Source organism: Novosphingobium sp. 550D, from assembly GCF_057401885.1.
Window position 1 is genome coordinate 1,092,551 of sequence record NZ_CM171613.1, and the last position, 17,706, is coordinate 1,110,256.

Genomic DNA, 17,706 nt, shown 5'->3' on the forward strand with positions numbered 1-17,706 from the left:
ACGGCCCCTTTTAGGTTGATTTTTGTCGGAGAAACAAACGTGTCAGCAAGAAATTGACGACAAAGGAAATACCCGCCGCGCCCACCAGCACGATCAGATCCGCCTGCGCCATACCCGCCAGAAGGCGTCCCAGCAGCCATACACAGCCCAAGCGGACGATAATGGCGCCTTGCGATGCGGCATAGGCCTTGCCCAGCCGCAGCCATGTGAGGCGGCCATGGCGAAACACCCAGAATTCAAACAGGACATAATTGAACGCAACGCCCACCAGAAAACCCAGCGCGGCCCCAGCGACAAGCGGGACCCCCAGCAGGCGGCGCGAGGCATAGCCAATGCCAACATCGACTCCCAGCCCCAGCACAGCCACGGCGGTATAACGCACAAGCTCCATCAAGGCTTCGCGTCTCTGGTCGGCGGGTGCGGAAATGCTCATGCCTCGCCCAGAAGATAGCGCATGTCGGCCTTGGCAAAGGCGGGATCGAGCGCGGGCATAACGTCAAAAAGGTCGTAGATGTTGTCGATCTTGCCGCCCATCACCGAGTAGAAATTCGGCCCCCGATGGTGGCGGTGCAAAAGGATCGGGCGGCCATCATCGCGTTCGTTGCGGGTCAGCACCGTCTTCACGTCGAACACCGACTTCACATACTCCAGGTCACCCGCGCAGGGCATATAGCGGCGGGTGTCCATCATCATGTGACGCCAGCGCGTGTTGGTGGACAGCCCATCGCCCACCGCATAGGCCGAGCGTCCTCCCTGGCGGTCCACCCAGCTCATATGCGGCGTGTAGCGCACATGGGTAAGCGAATAGAGATTCTCCGACGGATAAGGCATCATTGAAAAGAATGGACCGTCCATCACGGTCACGGCCTTGCCCTTCATCTCTGGCGGCGGGGCCACCAGCGCCAATTCGGCCCATTCATATTTCAGCGGCAGCGGCTCAATCCCGCTGTTCATCAGCACGCGGTTCAACCCGCCATAGGTGACGTTGAACACATGCGGCGCGCTCACCACTTCGCCAGATGCGAGATGGACCAGACAGGCATCCTCGCGGAATTCCACTTTTTCGGCGGTCTGGCCATGGCGCAGCGTGATGCCGTGCTTTTCCATACGCTCGGCCAGATGATCGCGCAGAACAGACCAGTCAAAGGCAAATTCGGTGCAGGCAAACACGCCCTCGATCAATTCGGGATCGAACAGAGCGGCGTCCGACACGCTGGCCGGGGCGATAGGGGCGCCCATATCTTCGAACATGCGCAGAAAACGCGCCTTGGACACTTTGCTGCGGCGGCTGGCGATCGCATAAAGCATCTGGAAATCATCGACCACGGCCTTGCTGAAATCGCGTGAAAAGCGGTGGCTCAACTCACGCGAACGCAGGGCGGTGACAAAGCTGCGTGGATAATGAAAGCCGGTATGCACCCGCGCCTGATTGACGCGCGAGGCGCGGGTGAGCAGCGCATCGCGTTCTTCGAGCACCAGAATGCGATCAAAGATCGTGCGCAGAAACAGCGCCAGCGCGCAGCCGAAAAAGCCGCCGCCAATAATGACGACATCAAAATCGGGCTGTGGCTTGGCATTCATGGCTTAAACCTTTGCCTTGGGGTGATATTCGCCCAACAGCGTCGCTTTGAGCACCATCAGCAAATCCCACAAGGCCGACATGCCGGAAATCTTGGTCGGGATCGCTTCATTGGCCGGATAGATGCGGCTGGTCGCGATTTCCTTGACCTTGTATCCGATCTGGCTGGCGCGCACGGTCAGATAAGCGAGCAGTTCATAACGCGTGAAAATATCGCGGAAGGGCTGGGTCCGTTCGTCCAGCAGATAGGCGCTGGAATAGGCGCGATAGCCCTGCGTGGTGTCGGTGAACCAATAGCCCGCTGCCATGCTCAGCACCGGGGAATGGATCAGCCGGATTGCCAGCCAGCGCGAAAGCGGCGTGTTTTCCGCATGGCCGCCCTTGATAAAGCGTGAGGCCTGAACATAGCCAAAGCCTTCGTCCAGCGCCTGGCTGAACAGGGGCAGCGTGTCGACGCCATCCTTGCCATTGCCATCGATGGTGATGATGCCGTCATAGCCCTCAATCAGCGCCCAGGCATAGCCGCAGCGCAATTGCGCCGACAACTTGCCCTTGCCGGTCTTGGTCACCAATGCGCGCACGCCAACGCTGTTCAGAAAATCCGGTTCCAGCGAGCCATCGGTCGAGCCGCCGTCAACCACCACCGTATCAATTTTCGCGGTGATGCCCAGTTGGGCCATGTCGCGAAGCTGGCGCTGGATACGCTCGCCTTCGTTGATGACGGGGATGATGATGACGTGGCGCGAACGCTTTTCAAACAATGGCTCGGCGCGGAATGCTGGCACTTGCCAGCCACGCTCGGCAACGGTTTGGGCATAGGCTTCAGGCGACATGTTGTTCTCCGATGCCGTTTTGTCCGAGGGGGGGCGTATCGCCCGACATTTCGACGTTCAGGTCTTCCACCTTGTCGAAGAAATTGGTGTTCGAGATCTCGTCCACGATCATCCTTGCGCTGCCGCCGCTCAACACTTCAAGCACAGCGACCAGCGCAATCGCCAAAATCGACATGCCCCCCGCGATGAACGCGGTAGAGCCGGACTGGATGATGGCGGTGGAAAACCAGCCTTCCTGAACATGATCGCGCAGCAGGATGACGGCAATGGCATAGAAGCTGTAAAGCGTGGAGCCCGCCACCACCAGAAAGCCCAAAGCAGCATAAAGCTTTAGAAAGCGCGGCGCCCCTGCCAGCAGAATTTCCATCAGCAATTCATAGCGCTGACTAAAGCCGGCCTTGGCGCGGACGGGGGTGGTGATGTCGAAACGGTTGTAATGTGTCGGTGCGTTGCGGGCTTCGAAACGCAGATCGATGGATGCGCTTTTACGCGCGGCAATCGCGTTGAGCGGTTCGCGCGGCAAGATGATTGTGCGCGCGGCCCGCGCCGAAATCACGTTGTTCGACGCCAAAGAGAGCAGACGATAGCTCCACCCGCTGGGCGGACGCGATGGGCGCCAGCCAATCAGGATTTCGTCCCGATCCTTGGCATGACCGATTTGGGTGACCAGATCCTCAATCGGCATATCATCGGGATCATACAGGGCCACCACATCGCCGATCGCTTCCATCGTCGCAATGAGGCGCTGGCGATAGAAGCGCGTGCCCTCTCCGGTCAGAATGATGCGCAAATTGGCCAATCCGGCAATTTCCGCCGCGAAACGATCGAGTTGCGGCCGCTGGCTTTCGCGCAGCAGATAGATCAGTTCGAAATAGCGAAAATTCTGTTCCAGAGCACGCGCCACAGCGGCAAGGCGCGGGATGGTGATGTGCGGCCCTTCTTCATCGACGACCGCGACGGAAACCAGCATATCACTGCGCATGGGCTGCAATCCTTGCCGAAGAAATCGCACCGGCTGTGGCGGCCAGGCATTGATCGATAATGGCCAGTCCGTTCTCGCCCGGCGCACGCATTTCGATTGAGAACCACTTGTCATAGCCTTGCCCGATCAGGTCGGTGGCAATGGCCTGCAAACTGGCCGTATCGGCAGGCGCGGGGGCCAATTGCGGTTCGCTGATATGCACATGGCTGACCTTGCCGGCGGCGCGGCGATAAAGCGCGCCTGCCTGGTCCTGTTCTTCATTCATGTACAGCGCGCCCATGTCGTAATTGAGCGTGACGGCAGGATGATCGACCAACAGCGTGAAATCGGCCGCTGCGGCCACGGTGGTCATGAAATTGGTGCCATAGGCCGCCGGATTTGGCTCAAGCGCCAAAAGCGTGCCTGCGGCCTGCGCCTTGTCGCCAAGGCGGCGGAAAACATCGGCGGCATGGGCCTGTGCATCAGCATGGGCCATGGTTTCGGGGATAACCCGATTGCCGGGCGACCCGAAGACCAGATTGCCAATACCCAGACGACCCGCCAGTGTAATCGCGCGTTCCAATCCGCGCTCAAGGGCTGCAAGTTCCTCAGCCGAGCCGAAGAGTTTTGCGCCCACAACACCGAACAGCAAAGATTGCATGGACACGCAGGAAAGGCCAAATTCGGCCAGATCCGCCCGGAATGCCGCCTCTGCGCCGGCCGATGGGACAAAGGCGTCCTCTTGGCCGGCAAAGGCGAGGCCGGGGGCGATTTCCAGTCCGGTAAAACCATGAGCCTGCATCATGGCATAGACGCTGCGCGCATCCTGAGGCGCCCATGCAATGTTCGAGATTGCAAGCTTCATCGGCCGGATTCCGTGGCGAAAAACGCCTTGAGATCGGCAAGCACGCTGGCTCGATCAAACAGATAAGGGCCGGTGCCGCCAAATTTGTCTGCGTGAATGCTGCGCATGTCCTCGATCCAAAGCGGGGGCGCGGAATTGACGAATGTATCGCCTGTCAATTCCTGACAAACCTCGGCTGCCGAAAGCGGTTCGGAGCAAACGTTCAGCGTATCGATACCGGTGGCAATCACGGTATCAATATTGTCGGCCAGGCGCTCCATATTGTAATATTGGAAACGCGTTTCACTGTTGGTGAAATTGCGAGCGACGAAATTGATCTGGTGGAAAATCGCATTCACATTCTCACGGTCTTGCGAACCGTTGAGCGTGGCACGGTCCAGCCCCCACATCCCCAGCTTCTCATCCAGCGCATAATAGCGCGAGAGCAGGGCAGCCTCGGCGCCGGCAAGGCCCGCAAGCGTCTTTTCCCAGACGTCCGGCTTGATGAAGGACGGGGCGGGGTTCATCAGGTCGAACACAAAGTTCTTTTTGATGCCCGGACCGAACAGCGCGGGAAGGCGCATGATATGGCTGTTGGCGAAATGGCCTGCGACCCGCTCTTCCAGCTCGCGCCGATGGAGGCCATAGGCTTTTTCAGCTTCGAAGGCGGCATTGGTTTCGGTATAACCGGCAGCGGCATTGTCGAGTACGGCAATGGTCGAGATCAGAACGAAATGTTCCGTTTTGGCCTGACGCAATGCGGCAAACAAACCATCAAGATTGGCCTTGTCGGCGGCGGGGTTCTGGTTAGCGGCCCACATTGTGGCGGGCGCAGCCGCGCAAACCACCGTGTCATAGGATTTTCCCGCGATATCGCCGATGTTGCGCGAATTATACATGTCATCAAATTCGCGCGCACGTGTCAGGGTGCTACCTACAAAGCCGGTAAAGCCAACCAAAGCGGTACGCATAAGCCGATCACGGTCCTTAAATTTGATGTCAGGCGGGCGGAACGCATGCATTCCGCGACTGCGAGAAGTATTCTATTCAGGCCCTAGGGACAACACCTATTACGCGCTTATCCAGTATCGAAATTGGTCAATCATTTCGGAAGAAATTCGTTTGAAAGCCAGCGCCGAACTTGATTTGTGTTCTGTTCCGTCAATCGCGCAAATATCCACGCAATGGCGTAAAGTATGGCGACTATCCCTGCCAATATCACGGCATTCCAAGACATTAACTCGAATCTGCCATGGTGGCTCGGGACGAGCATCGCTGTCAAAATTACGACGATGGGCATGTGGATTGCATAGAGCGAGTAGGTGCATTCCGAAGCGTACGATAATTTGTCCAGCGCCCATGAAGGCTTGTTTTGGTCCTCGCCAAAAGCGAAAATGGCAAAGGTGGCCGCAAGGCCAAGTGCCAGAACGGTGTACCATGTGCCTTCAGGCTTGGCGCGGGCGGCGGCCATGACGACCGGATTGTCCAATGCGGATGATGCATAAGCGGCGGTTGCGGCTGCGGAATGAGAAACCTGGCTGGAATCGATGTAAAATGACATACTGATATGGCCACACACGACGATCACGATTTAACAAGGCGCGTAAAATTCAAGTATTGATTGGCTTGAACAGACTTTTTGCAGGCGATTATGGGAGGGGGCAACATAAAATGGACTAGATGTTTTTTAATGCAGAAGGTTTCTTGCGGTTTGATAAATACAATGCAATTGTATAGGAAAATAAAAGCGGTCTAAAGAAGTTTCTTAATGGATATGTTCCGCCTTGTATAAGAAAGAAAAGCACGGTAGCGCTCAGTATAAAATACAAAAGTCCAATTTTCTTTTGGCTCAATAATATCTTGCGCATCAAAATTGCTACAAAGCCCCATAGAAATATGAAGTATGCAGGGCCAAACGCAATAACTTCTGTATAGCCACTCATTGGAACGAAAGCCGAAAGCGGCATCGCATATTGTTCTCTATAAGTTTGGAAATTGTCGATCGCGCTGGGGAAGGGCGAAAATGAGAGGATCTTGTAAATCGCGGGGAAATCCGCGCGGAATTCATTGCCGTCTCCGGTAATGAAAACGCCCTGAAAAATGCTGCCTACCACTTCAACCGCGCCGTTGCTCTCGCCTTCGAATGGCGCGCTCAAAATGGTTGGGATGGACCCGAGGCCGAATTCACCAATCCCTCGTCCGGCAAGCGCGCAGAAGAGCAGATAGATGGCCGTGGCAGTCAGAATGAGCGTGCGAACATTGCTCTTTTTGTCGCTGATCAGATGCATAAGCAGCGTGAAGACCATCAAGATGGCAAAGGATGCACGAGAGCAGGCGGCCAAGGAAAAGCAGATATTCCACGCAAACAGGATCGTCCACACGAATGGTTTTGGACCACCGCTTTGCGAAAGATTGTTCGCCAAATAGAAGGCGGAGATAAACCCTGTCATCCCGGCAAGACTTTGAATGGCAACAACGGCAGGGCCTTCGATCCACATGCTGTCTTGCCCCGTCATCGCCAGATATTGGTTATTGTGCCAGGCAATGGACCAATTAAGAAATATCCATTGTGCGCCAATAATAGAGCCGACCAGTACTTTGAAAATCGTATCATATTTCCGCGCCTGATTGCGCAAGGCGTTCAGGGAATCGCTGATTCCGGCCGTCGTGCCGGTCAGGCGGCCAACCCCGATCGTCGAAATCCAAAGGATCAGTATGATCGATCCATAATAGATAATCTGGCCTTCTGGATGGTGCAGATAGCTGTAGGTTTCCCAGCCGCTGGGGTTATATTGCGGCCCATAGATCCAGTCGCCGTTCAAATACACAACCTGCGAAAGCCACAAAAACCATCCGAACGCTTCTTGGGGCGTGAATCCGCGCATCCTGTACCGCATCTCGGCCAGAACCAGCAGCTGGATCAGAACGGCTATTATCAGCATTCAGCTTCTCTCTATCTGCCTAACCGGCCATCTTGCGCTGTTTCAGCCTAACCGCAGGGTTGCCGGAATAGACGCCGCCACGGGTTAATTCACGCATCGCCACACCACGCGCGCCCAGAACCGCATAATCCGCAATCTTGACGCCCGGGCCGACAAAGGCTTCCGCCGCGATCCAGACATGCTCTCCGATGGAAATGGGCCGCGTCACCAACTGAAAATCGGGATCGTCATACAAATGCGATCCTGCGCAAAGCGATGCGTCCTGCGAGATGATGCTGTAGGCCCCGATGCGAATGGGCGCTTGATTATAGCAACGCACGCGCGGCCCCAATGTTGCGCCTTCACCCATTTCAAGAAAAGGGGGATACCAGATGCGCGCGCTGGAATAGATATTGGCGCCGGGAGCGATTTTGGCGCCAAACATACGCAGGACTACCCGCCGCCACGCCCGCATCTGTGGTGGTGTCCAGCGGGCCAGCAGCAACCATCCGACCATAAATGCCAAACGCTCCAGCCGGATGCGCAAGGAAAAGCTGGCGCCCCCCTGGCGCGATCCGCTTTCACCCGCTTGCAGAACATGCGGAGAATGATCCCTCATAGCCGCAATCCCGTAGCCGCAGCCAAGGCTGCGATGCGATCTTCGCGGGAATGGGCATCCTGCATGACTCGTTCCAGCTCCACAATCTTGGCGTTGACCAGAAAGCGATACCAGAAACCTTGCAGGAAATGATAGATCAGGCCCGTCTTTCCGTCCAAAAAGCCCAATTGGATGACATAGCGGTACAGGAAATAGGCCAGCGGCCCGGTGCCAAAGGGCATATTGTTAAAGATGCGCTCTTTGACGAAGCGTTTGACGCGTGCCTGGCGCCCCATATTATGGGCCGTATCATGCGCAGCATCGGCAAACAGGCCATAGCGGGCGTTGAGAACCTCAATCGCCTCTCGCGTGGCATAGGCATTATGCTTGGCGGTAAAAAATGTCAGATCCATCAACGAAGCATCATCGAATTGTCCGGGCATATGGATGATCCGGCCTTCGTGGATGACCACATGTTCGTCCATCCAACGGTCCTCGACCGCGCCCTTGCCGTTGCGCCACAGGCGCAACAGGCGCAGCGGGTAACGACCTCCATGGCGGACCCACCGCCCCATAAAAATGTGGCGCCGGTCAAATGTGACGCCGGTCACATCGCCCGGCAAGCCCGCCAGATCACCGTTGATGCGTTTGGCCAGATCGGCACCAATGATTTCGTCGGCGTCCAACCGCAAGATCCAGTCGGTTGCCACTTCGCCATGGTCCAGCGCCCAATTGAACTGTCGGGCCTGATTGACGAACTTGTTCTGCATTACGCGCGCGCCGGCGGCCTTGGCGATTTCCACGGTCCGGTCGGTTGAAAAGGAATCCACCACCAGAATATCGCTGCTAAACGCCTTGGCGCTGGCGATTGAGCGGGCAATATGGATTTCCTCGTTAAAGGTGAGGATGATCGTTGTGACGGACGCGCTCATCGATGTCCCTCCGTCTTGGCGATGGCGGCCTCATAGGCCTGCCCCCATTGCGCGGTAACAGCCGTGGCTGAAAACACCGATGCCGCCAGCTGTCGCCCTGCGTCGGCGCGCGAATGCCACTCGTCATGGTCCATCGACCATGCTTGTGCCAAGGATGCGGCAATAGAAGGTGCGTCAAAGCCGCATTCCAGCGCTGCCCCCGATGAAAAGCCCATGTCCAGATTGCATTCACGGGTCATAATCGTCGGCATGCCCGCGGCCCAGGCCTCCAATATCGCCATGGGCAGCCCTTCGGATAATGAGGGCAGCACCATAAAGCGAGCCTCGTCGAGCAAGGCCTGTTTTTCGGGGCCAAACACCGGGCCAAGGAACTCGACTCGGCCGCCACCCGCGGCAATGGCGGATTGCAGCGCGGCCACATCCTGATCATCGCCCCATCCTGCGATTTTCAGCACCGCGCCTTGGGGATGTTCCATTCCGTGCCATGCCTGCACCAAGGGAAGCAGGTTTTTCTTGGTATGGATTCGACCGATATACAGCATGACCGGCGCGCGCGCGGTTGGGGAAATGGCCGACACTGGATCCGGGCCGGGGTTGGGAATAATCAGACTGTCGCTGCGACCTGTGCGGTTGGCGATGTCGCGTGCCTCACGCGCGGTCAAAGCGTGGATCGCGCTGGCGCGTTGCCAACTGTCCTTTTCCCATGCCCACCGGGCCAATCGCTTTTTCCAGGGGCTGCGTTGAAAGATCCATGGGTCCAGCATGCCATGGGGGGAAACGAAATAGGGCTTTTGGGTGATCGCCGCCCAAACGGCCCCGGCGCGCGATGGATACATCCATATGCCGTGCAGGTGCAGGCAATCAAGGTTTTCGGCCAAAAGCGCCTTGACCAGTTCGGGCGCATAGCCAATCTGACGCGGACCTTTGCCCGTACAGGCGATGACCTTTGTCGGGCCAAAGCGAGCGCTGTCCTGCTCGGTATGTTCATCGGCAATGGCAAAGACCACCGCCTCTCCGCCCAGCGTGCGGATCATTTCGGCATGGGCCACGACGGCTTCAAACACGCCGCCGGCATTGCGCGATGCCGATACGATCATCAACCCGATGCGCCGCCCGGCCAAAGGCCCCCCAATTTTGAGCCCGTCGCTCACGCTCACTTCTTTCCCTTGCCATGCAGGCGTTCAGTTGCATTACGGACGGCGGGTTTGACCATGTCCCACCGGATCATGCCGCGTCTGATGGCCATGCGCCACACCCACGCCGCCATCACGATTTCCTGCGCGACCATGGCCATGCCCATGCCTTCAACGCCATTATGGCGAACGGCCAAAGCGCCCAGGGCCACCGACACAAGGCTGCAAAACAGATAGAAATAGGTGAACCGCGCATGTTCATTGATCGCACAGATCAGATTGGACATGGGCACCCATAATCCGTTCAGAACCATGGCCGCAAGCATCAACCCCAGCAGCGCGGTTGAGGGATGGACAACGCCATGGGTCCAGATCGCGATGATCGGTTTTCCCAAAAGGAACAGCACAGGCGCCGCGGGCAACAGCAACAAGGCCGCAACGGCCAGATTGGCCAGCACCAGCATCGTTTTGCCCGCTTCATTGCCGGTTGCGTGATGCACCGTATAGCGCGGCATAGACGCAAAGTTGAAGCGATAGGTGAATTGCAACGCTGTGCGGCTGATGGTGCGCAATGTCGAAAAGGCGGGAACAGCCGCCGGACCGGCCATGGCGCCAATGACCATGACCGACCCTTGCAAGGTTACGCCTTGGGCCGCGGGCAACATGAAAGCGGCCACGGCAGGTTTGATCAAACGCCTGATTTCTTCGCTGTCAAAGCGCCAGCCGGCCAATGCGCTCCAGGGCGCGATTCTGCGAAGGAACAGGCCCAGCAAGCCAGAAAAAAGCGCGCGGCAGGCCAAATAGGTCAAGGCCACTTCTTCAGGCCCATATCCCATCGCCGCCACCGTCAGAGCGGCAAGCGTTTCGGTCAAAAGGCAGGTGTCATAGACCGTCTGCCAGGTGGCAAAAGCGTCTGCGGCGCGAAATCCGGCGGCGGTCACGGCATTTTGCATCGCCAGAACGGTATAAGCCAGCATAGCCAATACCGTCACCCAGGCGCGGCCATGGGTAAATGGCTGGGCAAAGTCGAGCGTCTGCGGGCGCAAACTCAGCACATAGATGCCGATAATCGACCCCACCGTCAGCGCCATCAACAAGGATGTCCAGCGCAGGCTGGTGTGAATGCGAGCAGCTTTTTCGAAATGGCCCTGCGCCGTTGCCGACGTCATGGCATTGGCGCCTGCCGCAGTCAGGCCCAGGTCAGCCATGGCCAGCATTTGCGGAACCGTGAACAGCAGCACCCATGCGCCATATCCGGCCAGCCCCCAATGGCTGGTCAAAACCGGCACGGAAATCAGTTGGATGGCCAATTGGATGAATTGGGCGTAAATGCCGGCCAATGTGCCGCGCCCCAGCCGTGAAAACAGCGCCTTGCGCAACTTTCCCGGTTTTGGCGCCGCGCCATGTGGTGAAACGCTTGATGCCTCGCCAGAGGGCATGGCGGGGGTTGTCACCTTTGGCCTCCGCCCACCAATTGGGTGGCGCGTGCTTCTAGGCGGCCGATGATGGATTGCATCGACCATCGCTCCACCGACCGTTCGCGGCCGACGGCGGCCATGGCGGCGCAGGTTTCCGGATCATCGGCCAAAGTGACGATGGCCTGTGCCAAGGCGTCGGCATCGCCGGGCTTGGTGCAAAGTCCGCAACCATCCACCTCGTCATACAGACCTGTGCCCTGTTCGGTCGTGGCGACAACCGGGCGCCCGGACGCCAGCATATTGGTCAGCTTTGATGGCAAAACCAGATCCGCCGCGCCCGGAATTTGGGGCAGGAGATGAATGGTGGCCAGACCCAGCAATTCCCCCATGCGCGCCGAGGGTTGCAGCCCGTGAAACTGGATATTGCGCAAGCCTTGGGCCAATTCCTGCAATCTTGCGCGGTTGGGCCCGTCGCCACAGATGACAAAGGCAATGTCATCGCGGTCCTGCAACTTGCGGCTGGCCTCGATCAGGATGTCGATGCCCTGTTTGTTGGCGATATTGCCCGAATAGAGGCATACCTTTTTACCCTCCAGCCCCCACTCGGCGCGATAGGCGCCGCCATGGCTGGGGTCGGGCTGGATCGTGCTGTCGGCCCAGTTGCGGATTTCGATGGTGCGCGCAGCAGGGATGCCTTTTTCATGAAGTTTGGCAACCATCTGCGGGCTGATCGAGGATACAATATCGGCCAGCCCCAGCAGCAAGGCTTCGGCCTTGGCGCCCCATTTGGCCAAGCCGCTCTTTTCCTGCACCAATCCGGTGGCAAAGGCAGCCTCGACCTCGAAATCCTGAATATGCACCCACAATTTTGCTCCCGACATACGGGCCGCGATCCAAGCCACCGGCACGCTGAGAAGGGCAGGGGCGATGCAGAACACCACCTGAGGGCGATTCTTGCGGGCCAGACGGATGGCAGGGCCAAGCGCGCTCAAAGCGTAGCTGGCCAGATGGATGATACGCTTCAGTCCGGTGGGTTGGGCCGGGACATAGAGGGGACAACGGGTGATCGACACCCCGTCCTCGACCGACTTGCGCCAGCCTCCGCGCCATTCCTGCGGAACATGCCATGCCGGATAATAGGGCTTGCCCGAAATTACCGAAACCGAATGTCCGCGCGCGGTCAACGCACGGGCCATGTCGGCGGTGTAACGGGCGATGCCAATTTCCTCGGGCGCATAATTCAGCCCGACGATGGCGAGCCGAAGCGCCTCAGCCATCAGGCAATCTCTTGCAGAAAGTGGCTATAGGCGTCCGCAATACCCTCTTTCAGCCCGATCTTGGGCTTCCAGCCCAAATCGTGCAGACGGGTGGAATCCATCAGCTTGCGCGGTGTGCCGTCAGGCTTGGACAGATCATGGACAATCTCGCCTTCATAACCGATGACTTCCATCACCAGTTGCGTCAGTTCGAGGATCGAAACATCCGAGCCGAAGCCAATGTTGACGTGTTCCTGCGCCGAATAATTCTTGAGCAGATGGATGCAGGCATCGGCGCAATCATCGGCATGCAGGAATTCACGCCGCGGCGTGCCGGTGCCCCATACCTCGACCGTACCGCCGCTTTGCTTGGCATTGTGAACCTTGCGGATCAAGGCCGGCATCACATGGCTGGTTTCAAGGTTATAATTGTCGCCCGGACCGTACAGGTTGGTGGGCATGCCGCTGATATAATCGGCGCCGTGCTGGACCCGATAGGATTCGCACAGCTTGATCCCGGCAATTTTGGCGATCGCATACCACTCGTTGGTCGGTTCCAACGGGCCGGTCAGCAGCGCATCCTCGGTAATAGGCTGGGTCGCAAATTTGGGGTAAATGCAGGAAGAGCCAAGAAACAGCAGTTTGCCCACATCAACCCGATGCGATGCCTCGATCAGGTTCGCCTCGATCATCAGGTTATTATAAAGGAAGTCAGCCGGATAGGTGTTGTTGGCCATAATGCCGCCCACCTTGGCGGCGGCAACCACGACCACATCGGGCTTTTCCTTCGCCATCCAGCCACGCACGGCGGCCTGATCCATCAGGTCCAGATCGGCGCGTCCTGCGGTGATGACTTCGCAATTTTCGTCGGCAAGCCGCCGCACCACGGCGCTGCCGACCATGCCGCGATGGCCGGCAACGAAAACGCGCTTGCCCGAAAGATCAAACATTGCGCTTCCTTACTGGAACTTGGCGATGGGCGCGTCGCGCATGACTTCAAGATCGGCCTGAACCATTTCGCGAGCCAGTTCGCGAACGGTGGTCTTATGCGTCCAGCCCAGCTTTTCCTTGGCCTTGGCCGGGTCACCGATCAGCAGGTCCACCTCGGTCGGGCGGAAATAGCGCGGATCGATTTCGATGATGACCTTGCCGGTCTTCTTGCAGATGCCCTTTTCCTCGACGCCATCGCCGGTGAATTCCAGATCAATGCCCACATCTTCAAACGCCCAGCGCACAAATTCGCGCACCTCGGTTGTTTCGCCCGTGGCCAAAACGTAATCGTCGCCTTCGTCCTGCTGCAACATGCGCCACATGCCTTCGACATATTCGCGTGCGTGGCCCCAGTCGCGCTTGGCGTCCAGATTGCCCAGATACAGCTTTTCCTGACGACCCAACGAGATCGCCGCGGCCGCACGGGTGATCTTGCGCGTGACAAAAGTTTCGCCGCGCAGCGGGCTTTCGTGGTTGAACAGGATGCCGTTGCTGGCATGAATGCCATAGGCCTCGCGATAATTCACCACGATCCAGTAGCCATAAAGCTTGGCCACGCCATAGGGCGAGCGCGGGTAGAAGGGCGTCGTTTCGCGCTGAGGCACTTCCTGCACCAGACCGTAAAGTTCCGAGGTTGAGGCCTGGTAGAAGCGAGTCTTCTTTTCCAGCCCCAGAATACGGATAGCTTCGAGCAGGCGCAGCGTGCCGATGGCGTCGGCATTGGCCGTATATTCGGGCGTGTCAAAGCTGACCTGCACGTGGCTCTGTGCCGCCAGATTGTAGATTTCGTCCGGCTGAACCTGCTGAACAATGCGAATGAGGTTCGTGGAATCCGTCAAATCGCCATAATGGAGATGGAAACGGGCGTTCTCGACATGGGGGTCTTCATAGATGTCTTCTACGCGGCCCGTGTTAAAAGAGGACGATCGGCGCTTAAGGCCGTGAACTTCATAGCCCTTTTCCAAAAGGAGGCGTGCCAGATAGGCTCCATCCTGGCCAGTTACACCAGTGATCAGTGCAACTTTTCCTTCGTGCGAAGCGCCTTCTAGGGTGGGGCTTGTCATTGTATCTATCGCCTCAATTTTATTCGCAGATGCAACATATCTAACCGCAGTCGTGATTTTTGCAAGCTACATTCTTCGGTGATTGCTTAAGTAAACATACTTATTCTGTGCCAAAATTGTACCTGATGGATTGGTGTTGATATTTCGTCGCTTTTTCCGATCTCTCGGCATGCCGCGCTTGTTGATGTTGGCATCGACAACTCAGTCCAAATGATTGCCGAAAAGCCAAAAAGGCATGACGTCTCTATTTGCAAAGGGCCATTTTGGTTGGCGCGCGCGCTTTGCAATATTCCGGGCTCAGTACAAAATCTGGCATCGATAGGCCCGTTCCGCCATGCGCTGGGCGGACGTCAATATGATCCTATCTGGGAAAAGCGTGAAATATTGCGAACCAAAATATCGGCGTTCGCCCGGTGCCACAGGGATGCTTATGGTGTTGTCGCGTTTCGTTTGGCGACCGTAAAGCTGCCCGTCACGCGGCCGCCGCTACTCTTGTCGCCCGACCCCGAAGACGCGCCCACGAAATTGGAAATGTGCCGATCAAGGTCGATGACCAATCTCTCACCCTTGCCATTGCCGCGCGCATTTTGAAGCCGCACATTGCCCACCACCGTGATCACGCGCCGGGAAAAATCATAGGTTGCCAGATCGCCCCAAACGCGATCGTCGCCTTGTGTGATTTCGACGTTGCCGGTGGCATCGATCCGCTGAATTTTTATATCATTTTTGTCGGCACCCTGGCTGTCATAGGCCACCGTCGTGCGCGCAGAGCGCATGCGCAGATCTTGCTGCGTAATATCGACATTGCCTGTCAGCAGCACGCGCTTGGCCTTATCCTGAACCTCGATCCGGTCGGCGGCATAATCAACGGGCTTGTCGCTGTCGTACCGGGCCGCGCTTTGGGCGAGCGAAGTGCTTGCAGGTCCGCCCAGCGCAACGCAAAGCGCGCTCAAGGCAAGGAGGCGGTGATAAGGGGCAAGCTTTGACATATTAGGCATGACCTGGCTCTTAGCCCAAGGCTGGCCCTGGGTGAAGCCACGTTTGCGCCGCGGCTTCGTGAAATTGGAAATTAGTGCTAATCCCTTATTGGGGAATCTTCATCTTGCTGGGCGTCATGCGCAATCTTGCCCGCCCTTCCAGAACGATCTTTCGCTCCGAAATATCGGCTGACATGCGTTCTGCGGAAAATGTGCCGGCCGGCACCGTTCCCGTTACGCCGCCGGTGGCGGTTGCCCGACGATTTTTGAGGTTGATGGCGACATCGCTGGTTTGCATCCGATAGCCATCGCCTTCGGAAAGGCGCACGGGACCGGCAACCTGCATCACCTCGCGGTTCAGATCATAGCGCGCCGATGGGGCCTCGACGATTGCGGGACCATCGGCCATGCTCAGGCTGGCGTTCAATTGGCGCATTTCGACAATCGGAACCTGCGCCGAATGCTGCACCGCCTGCCCTGCGTTCAATTCAAAGGCGCGCCCCTTGTCATCGGTCCCGCGATAGCTGGCCGCCGTGACGGCAAGCCGCTCCTTGGCGATCGCCACTTTGTTGCGGTCAAGCAGGAACGAAACTTCGCCATGGGGAAAGATCGGGCTGACCACCATGACGGCGGTGATCATGCCCACGCCGATGGGCAATGCCGAAAACAGGAAACGGATCATGCGATCATGCGCTCCGCCGGGCGCAGCTTTGGCGCGGCGGCGGTTGCGCAGAAGATCGGCACCGATGGTCAAGGTGCTAACTCAAGCCGACATGTGGCTGAAGATGTCGTGGTCGGGCCACCCGGCCAGATCGAGTTCCGCCCGTGCGGGCAGGAAGTCAAAGCAAGCCTGCGCCAGAGCGGTGCGCCCTTCACGTTCCAAACGCGTGACCAGAATGGCATGGGCCGCGTGCAGATAGCGCACGTCGCTGGCCGCATATTCGCGCTGGGCATCGGACAGTTCCGCGCCGCCCCAATCGCTCGACTGCTGCTGCTTGCTCAATTCCTTGCCCAGCAATTCGCGCACCAGATCCTTCAGACCATGGCGATCGGTATAGGTGCGTACCAGCTTGCTGGCGATCTTGGTACAGAACACCGGGGCCGCCGTGACGCCCAGATAGTGCTGAATCGCGGCAATGTCGAAACGGGCAAAGTGATAGATCTTGACCCGCTCCGGATCGGCCAGCACCGCCTTCAGATTGGGCGCGGCGTAATCGCTGCCCGGTTTGAAGCGGACGAGATGTTCATCGCCCTTGCCATCGGCAATCTGGACGACGCACAGCCGGTCGCGGGCCGTGATAAGGCCCATGGTTTCGGTATCCACCGCAATCGGGCCGGGAGCCAGCACGCCTTCGGGGAGATCTTCTTCGTGGAGATAGACAGCCATTGTGCCAAAATGCTTAGGACGAAGCGAGCTTTGTGAAAAGCCCTGAATAAGGCAGGAAGGCAGATTATGACGGCCAGTGACGCAGTTCCCACAAGTTGGCGCGATGCGCTGGCGCCTGTGCTCTCGACGCCGCAGGCCGGATCGCTGTTCGATTTCCTGCAATCCGAAGAGGCGGCGGGCAAGGTGATCTATCCCTCGCGCGATCAGCGTTTTGCTGCGCTGGAATTGACCCCGCTGGATGCGGTCAAGGTGGTGATTCTGGGGCAGGACCCCTATCACGGCCCCGGTCAGGCCCATGGGCTGAGCTTTTCGGTGCAACGTGGCGTGCGGATACCGCCCAGCCTTGCCAATATCTACAAGGAGTTGAAGGCCGACATCGGTTTTGTCCCACCCGCCCATGGGGATTTGACCGGCTGGGCGCGGCAAGGGGTGCTGCTGCTCAACAATGCCTTGAGCGTTGAGCAGGGCAAGGCCGGATCGCATCAGAAAAAAGGCTGGGAGGCGATCACCGATGCCTGCGTCGCGGCGGTGGCGGGGGGGCGGCAACCCTGCGTCTTCATGCTGTGGGGCAGCCATGCGCAGAAAAAGGCCGCGCGCGTGCCGGGCTTGCTGGACGGGCGTCATCTAGTGCTGAACGCACCCCATCCCAGCCCGCTGTCGGCCTATAATGGGTGGTTTGGCAGCGGTCATTTTTCAAAGGCGAATGAATTTCTCGTTTCTGTGGCGCGCGATCCAGTGGATTGGGCTGTGCAATGATTTTTGGTGAATATGACGTTTCCTAAATTGCCAAAATGGTAAACATAGGTTCCCTTT

19 protein-coding genes are annotated in these 17,706 nt (G+C 57.9%); 1 reads left to right on the forward strand and 18 read right to left on the reverse strand.

Annotation, left to right across the window (positions count from 1 at the left end; all coding sequences use genetic code 11):
- Positions 1 to 10: 10 nt before the first annotated feature.
- From AC2S2E_RS05300 to AC2S2E_RS05385, 18 genes are all read right to left on the reverse strand, one after another.
- Positions 11 to 433: a GtrA family protein gene (locus AC2S2E_RS05300; protein WP_476105853.1), complete on the reverse strand. Its 423-nt coding sequence runs from the start codon at positions 431 to 433 to the stop codon at positions 11 to 13.
- Positions 430 to 1,581: an FAD-dependent oxidoreductase gene (locus tag AC2S2E_RS05305; protein WP_486523990.1), complete on the reverse strand. Its 1,152-nt coding sequence runs from the start codon at positions 1,579 to 1,581 to the stop codon at positions 430 to 432. The genes AC2S2E_RS05300 and AC2S2E_RS05305 overlap by 4 nt, the downstream gene beginning before the upstream one ends.
- A gap of 3 nt (positions 1,582 to 1,584) precedes the next feature.
- Positions 1,585 to 2,412: a glycosyltransferase family 2 protein gene (locus AC2S2E_RS05310; protein ID WP_476105851.1), complete on the reverse strand. Its 828-nt coding sequence runs from the start codon at positions 2,410 to 2,412 to the stop codon at positions 1,585 to 1,587.
- Positions 2,402 to 3,394 carry a glycosyltransferase family protein gene (locus AC2S2E_RS05315; protein ID WP_476105850.1) on the reverse strand — a complete coding sequence of 331 codons (993 nt, stop codon included), beginning with the start codon at positions 3,392 to 3,394 and terminating at the stop codon, positions 2,402 to 2,404. The genes AC2S2E_RS05310 and AC2S2E_RS05315 overlap by 11 nt, the downstream gene beginning before the upstream one ends.
- The gene (locus AC2S2E_RS05320) at positions 3,384 to 4,238 is read right to left on the reverse strand and encodes a sugar phosphate isomerase/epimerase family protein (protein WP_486523991.1); all 855 of its coding nucleotides are present in this window, start codon (positions 4,236 to 4,238) and stop codon (positions 3,384 to 3,386) included. Before AC2S2E_RS05320 ends, AC2S2E_RS05315 begins: the two co-directional genes overlap by 11 nt.
- Entirely contained in the window at positions 4,235 to 5,188 is a 954-nt protein-coding gene (locus AC2S2E_RS05325) for a hypothetical protein (protein WP_486523993.1), read from the reverse strand. Before AC2S2E_RS05325 ends, AC2S2E_RS05320 begins: the two co-directional genes overlap by 4 nt.
- 131 nt (positions 5,189 to 5,319) lie before the next feature.
- A complete protein-coding gene (locus AC2S2E_RS05330; protein ID WP_486523994.1) occupies positions 5,320 to 5,778 on the reverse strand; it encodes an acyltransferase family protein in 459 nt (152 codons plus the stop codon).
- 115 nt (positions 5,779 to 5,893) lie between these two features.
- Positions 5,894 to 7,159, reverse strand: a complete 1,266-nt coding sequence (locus tag AC2S2E_RS05335) for a hypothetical protein (RefSeq protein WP_486523995.1) — start codon at positions 7,157 to 7,159, stop codon at positions 5,894 to 5,896.
- A 19-nt stretch (positions 7,160 to 7,178) separates the two neighbouring features.
- Entirely contained in the window at positions 7,179 to 7,757 is a 579-nt protein-coding gene (locus AC2S2E_RS05340) for an LbetaH domain-containing protein (protein ID WP_476105845.1), read from the reverse strand.
- On the reverse strand, positions 7,754 to 8,668 hold the full coding sequence (locus tag AC2S2E_RS05345; RefSeq protein WP_476105844.1) for a glycosyltransferase family 2 protein: 915 nt from the start codon (positions 8,666 to 8,668) through the stop codon (positions 7,754 to 7,756). The genes AC2S2E_RS05340 and AC2S2E_RS05345 overlap by 4 nt, the downstream gene beginning before the upstream one ends.
- On the reverse strand, positions 8,665 to 9,819 hold the full coding sequence (locus AC2S2E_RS05350) for a glycosyltransferase (RefSeq protein ID WP_486523996.1): 1,155 nt from the start codon (positions 9,817 to 9,819) through the stop codon (positions 8,665 to 8,667). Before AC2S2E_RS05350 ends, AC2S2E_RS05345 begins: the two co-directional genes overlap by 4 nt.
- A gap of 2 nt (positions 9,820 to 9,821) precedes the next feature.
- Positions 9,822 to 11,255, reverse strand: a complete 1,434-nt coding sequence (locus AC2S2E_RS05355) for a lipopolysaccharide biosynthesis protein (protein ID WP_486523997.1) — start codon at positions 11,253 to 11,255, stop codon at positions 9,822 to 9,824.
- Positions 11,252 to 12,496, reverse strand: a complete 1,245-nt coding sequence (locus AC2S2E_RS05360) for a WcaI family glycosyltransferase (RefSeq protein WP_486523998.1) — start codon at positions 12,494 to 12,496, stop codon at positions 11,252 to 11,254. The genes AC2S2E_RS05355 and AC2S2E_RS05360 overlap by 4 nt, the downstream gene beginning before the upstream one ends.
- On the reverse strand, positions 12,496 to 13,425 hold the full coding sequence (gene fcl / locus AC2S2E_RS05365; RefSeq protein WP_486523999.1) for a GDP-L-fucose synthase: 930 nt from the start codon (positions 13,423 to 13,425) through the stop codon (positions 12,496 to 12,498). Before fcl ends, AC2S2E_RS05360 begins: the two co-directional genes overlap by 1 nt.
- 9 nt (positions 13,426 to 13,434) lie before the next feature.
- Positions 13,435 to 14,529 carry a GDP-mannose 4,6-dehydratase gene (gene gmd, locus AC2S2E_RS05370; RefSeq protein ID WP_476105839.1) on the reverse strand — a complete coding sequence of 365 codons (1,095 nt, stop codon included), beginning with the start codon at positions 14,527 to 14,529 and terminating at the stop codon, positions 13,435 to 13,437.
- Between the two features lie 428 nt (positions 14,530 to 14,957).
- Positions 14,958 to 15,527, reverse strand: a complete 570-nt coding sequence (locus AC2S2E_RS05375) for an LptA/OstA family protein (RefSeq protein ID WP_486524000.1) — start codon at positions 15,525 to 15,527, stop codon at positions 14,958 to 14,960.
- A gap of 85 nt (positions 15,528 to 15,612) precedes the next feature.
- The gene (gene lptC / locus AC2S2E_RS05380) at positions 15,613 to 16,260 is read right to left on the reverse strand and encodes an LPS export ABC transporter periplasmic protein LptC (protein ID WP_486524001.1); all 648 of its coding nucleotides are present in this window, start codon (positions 16,258 to 16,260) and stop codon (positions 15,613 to 15,615) included.
- A 9-nt stretch (positions 16,261 to 16,269) separates the two neighbouring features.
- A complete protein-coding gene (locus AC2S2E_RS05385) occupies positions 16,270 to 16,893 on the reverse strand; it encodes a ribonuclease D (protein ID WP_486524002.1) in 624 nt (207 codons plus the stop codon).
- Between the two features lie 66 nt (positions 16,894 to 16,959).
- Between AC2S2E_RS05385 and ung the strand changes: the two genes are divergently transcribed.
- Complete coding sequence (gene ung / locus AC2S2E_RS05390) at positions 16,960 to 17,649, forward strand: uracil-DNA glycosylase (protein ID WP_486524003.1); 690 nt, start codon at positions 16,960 to 16,962, stop codon at positions 17,647 to 17,649.
- The last annotated feature ends 57 nt before the right edge of the window (positions 17,650 to 17,706 follow it).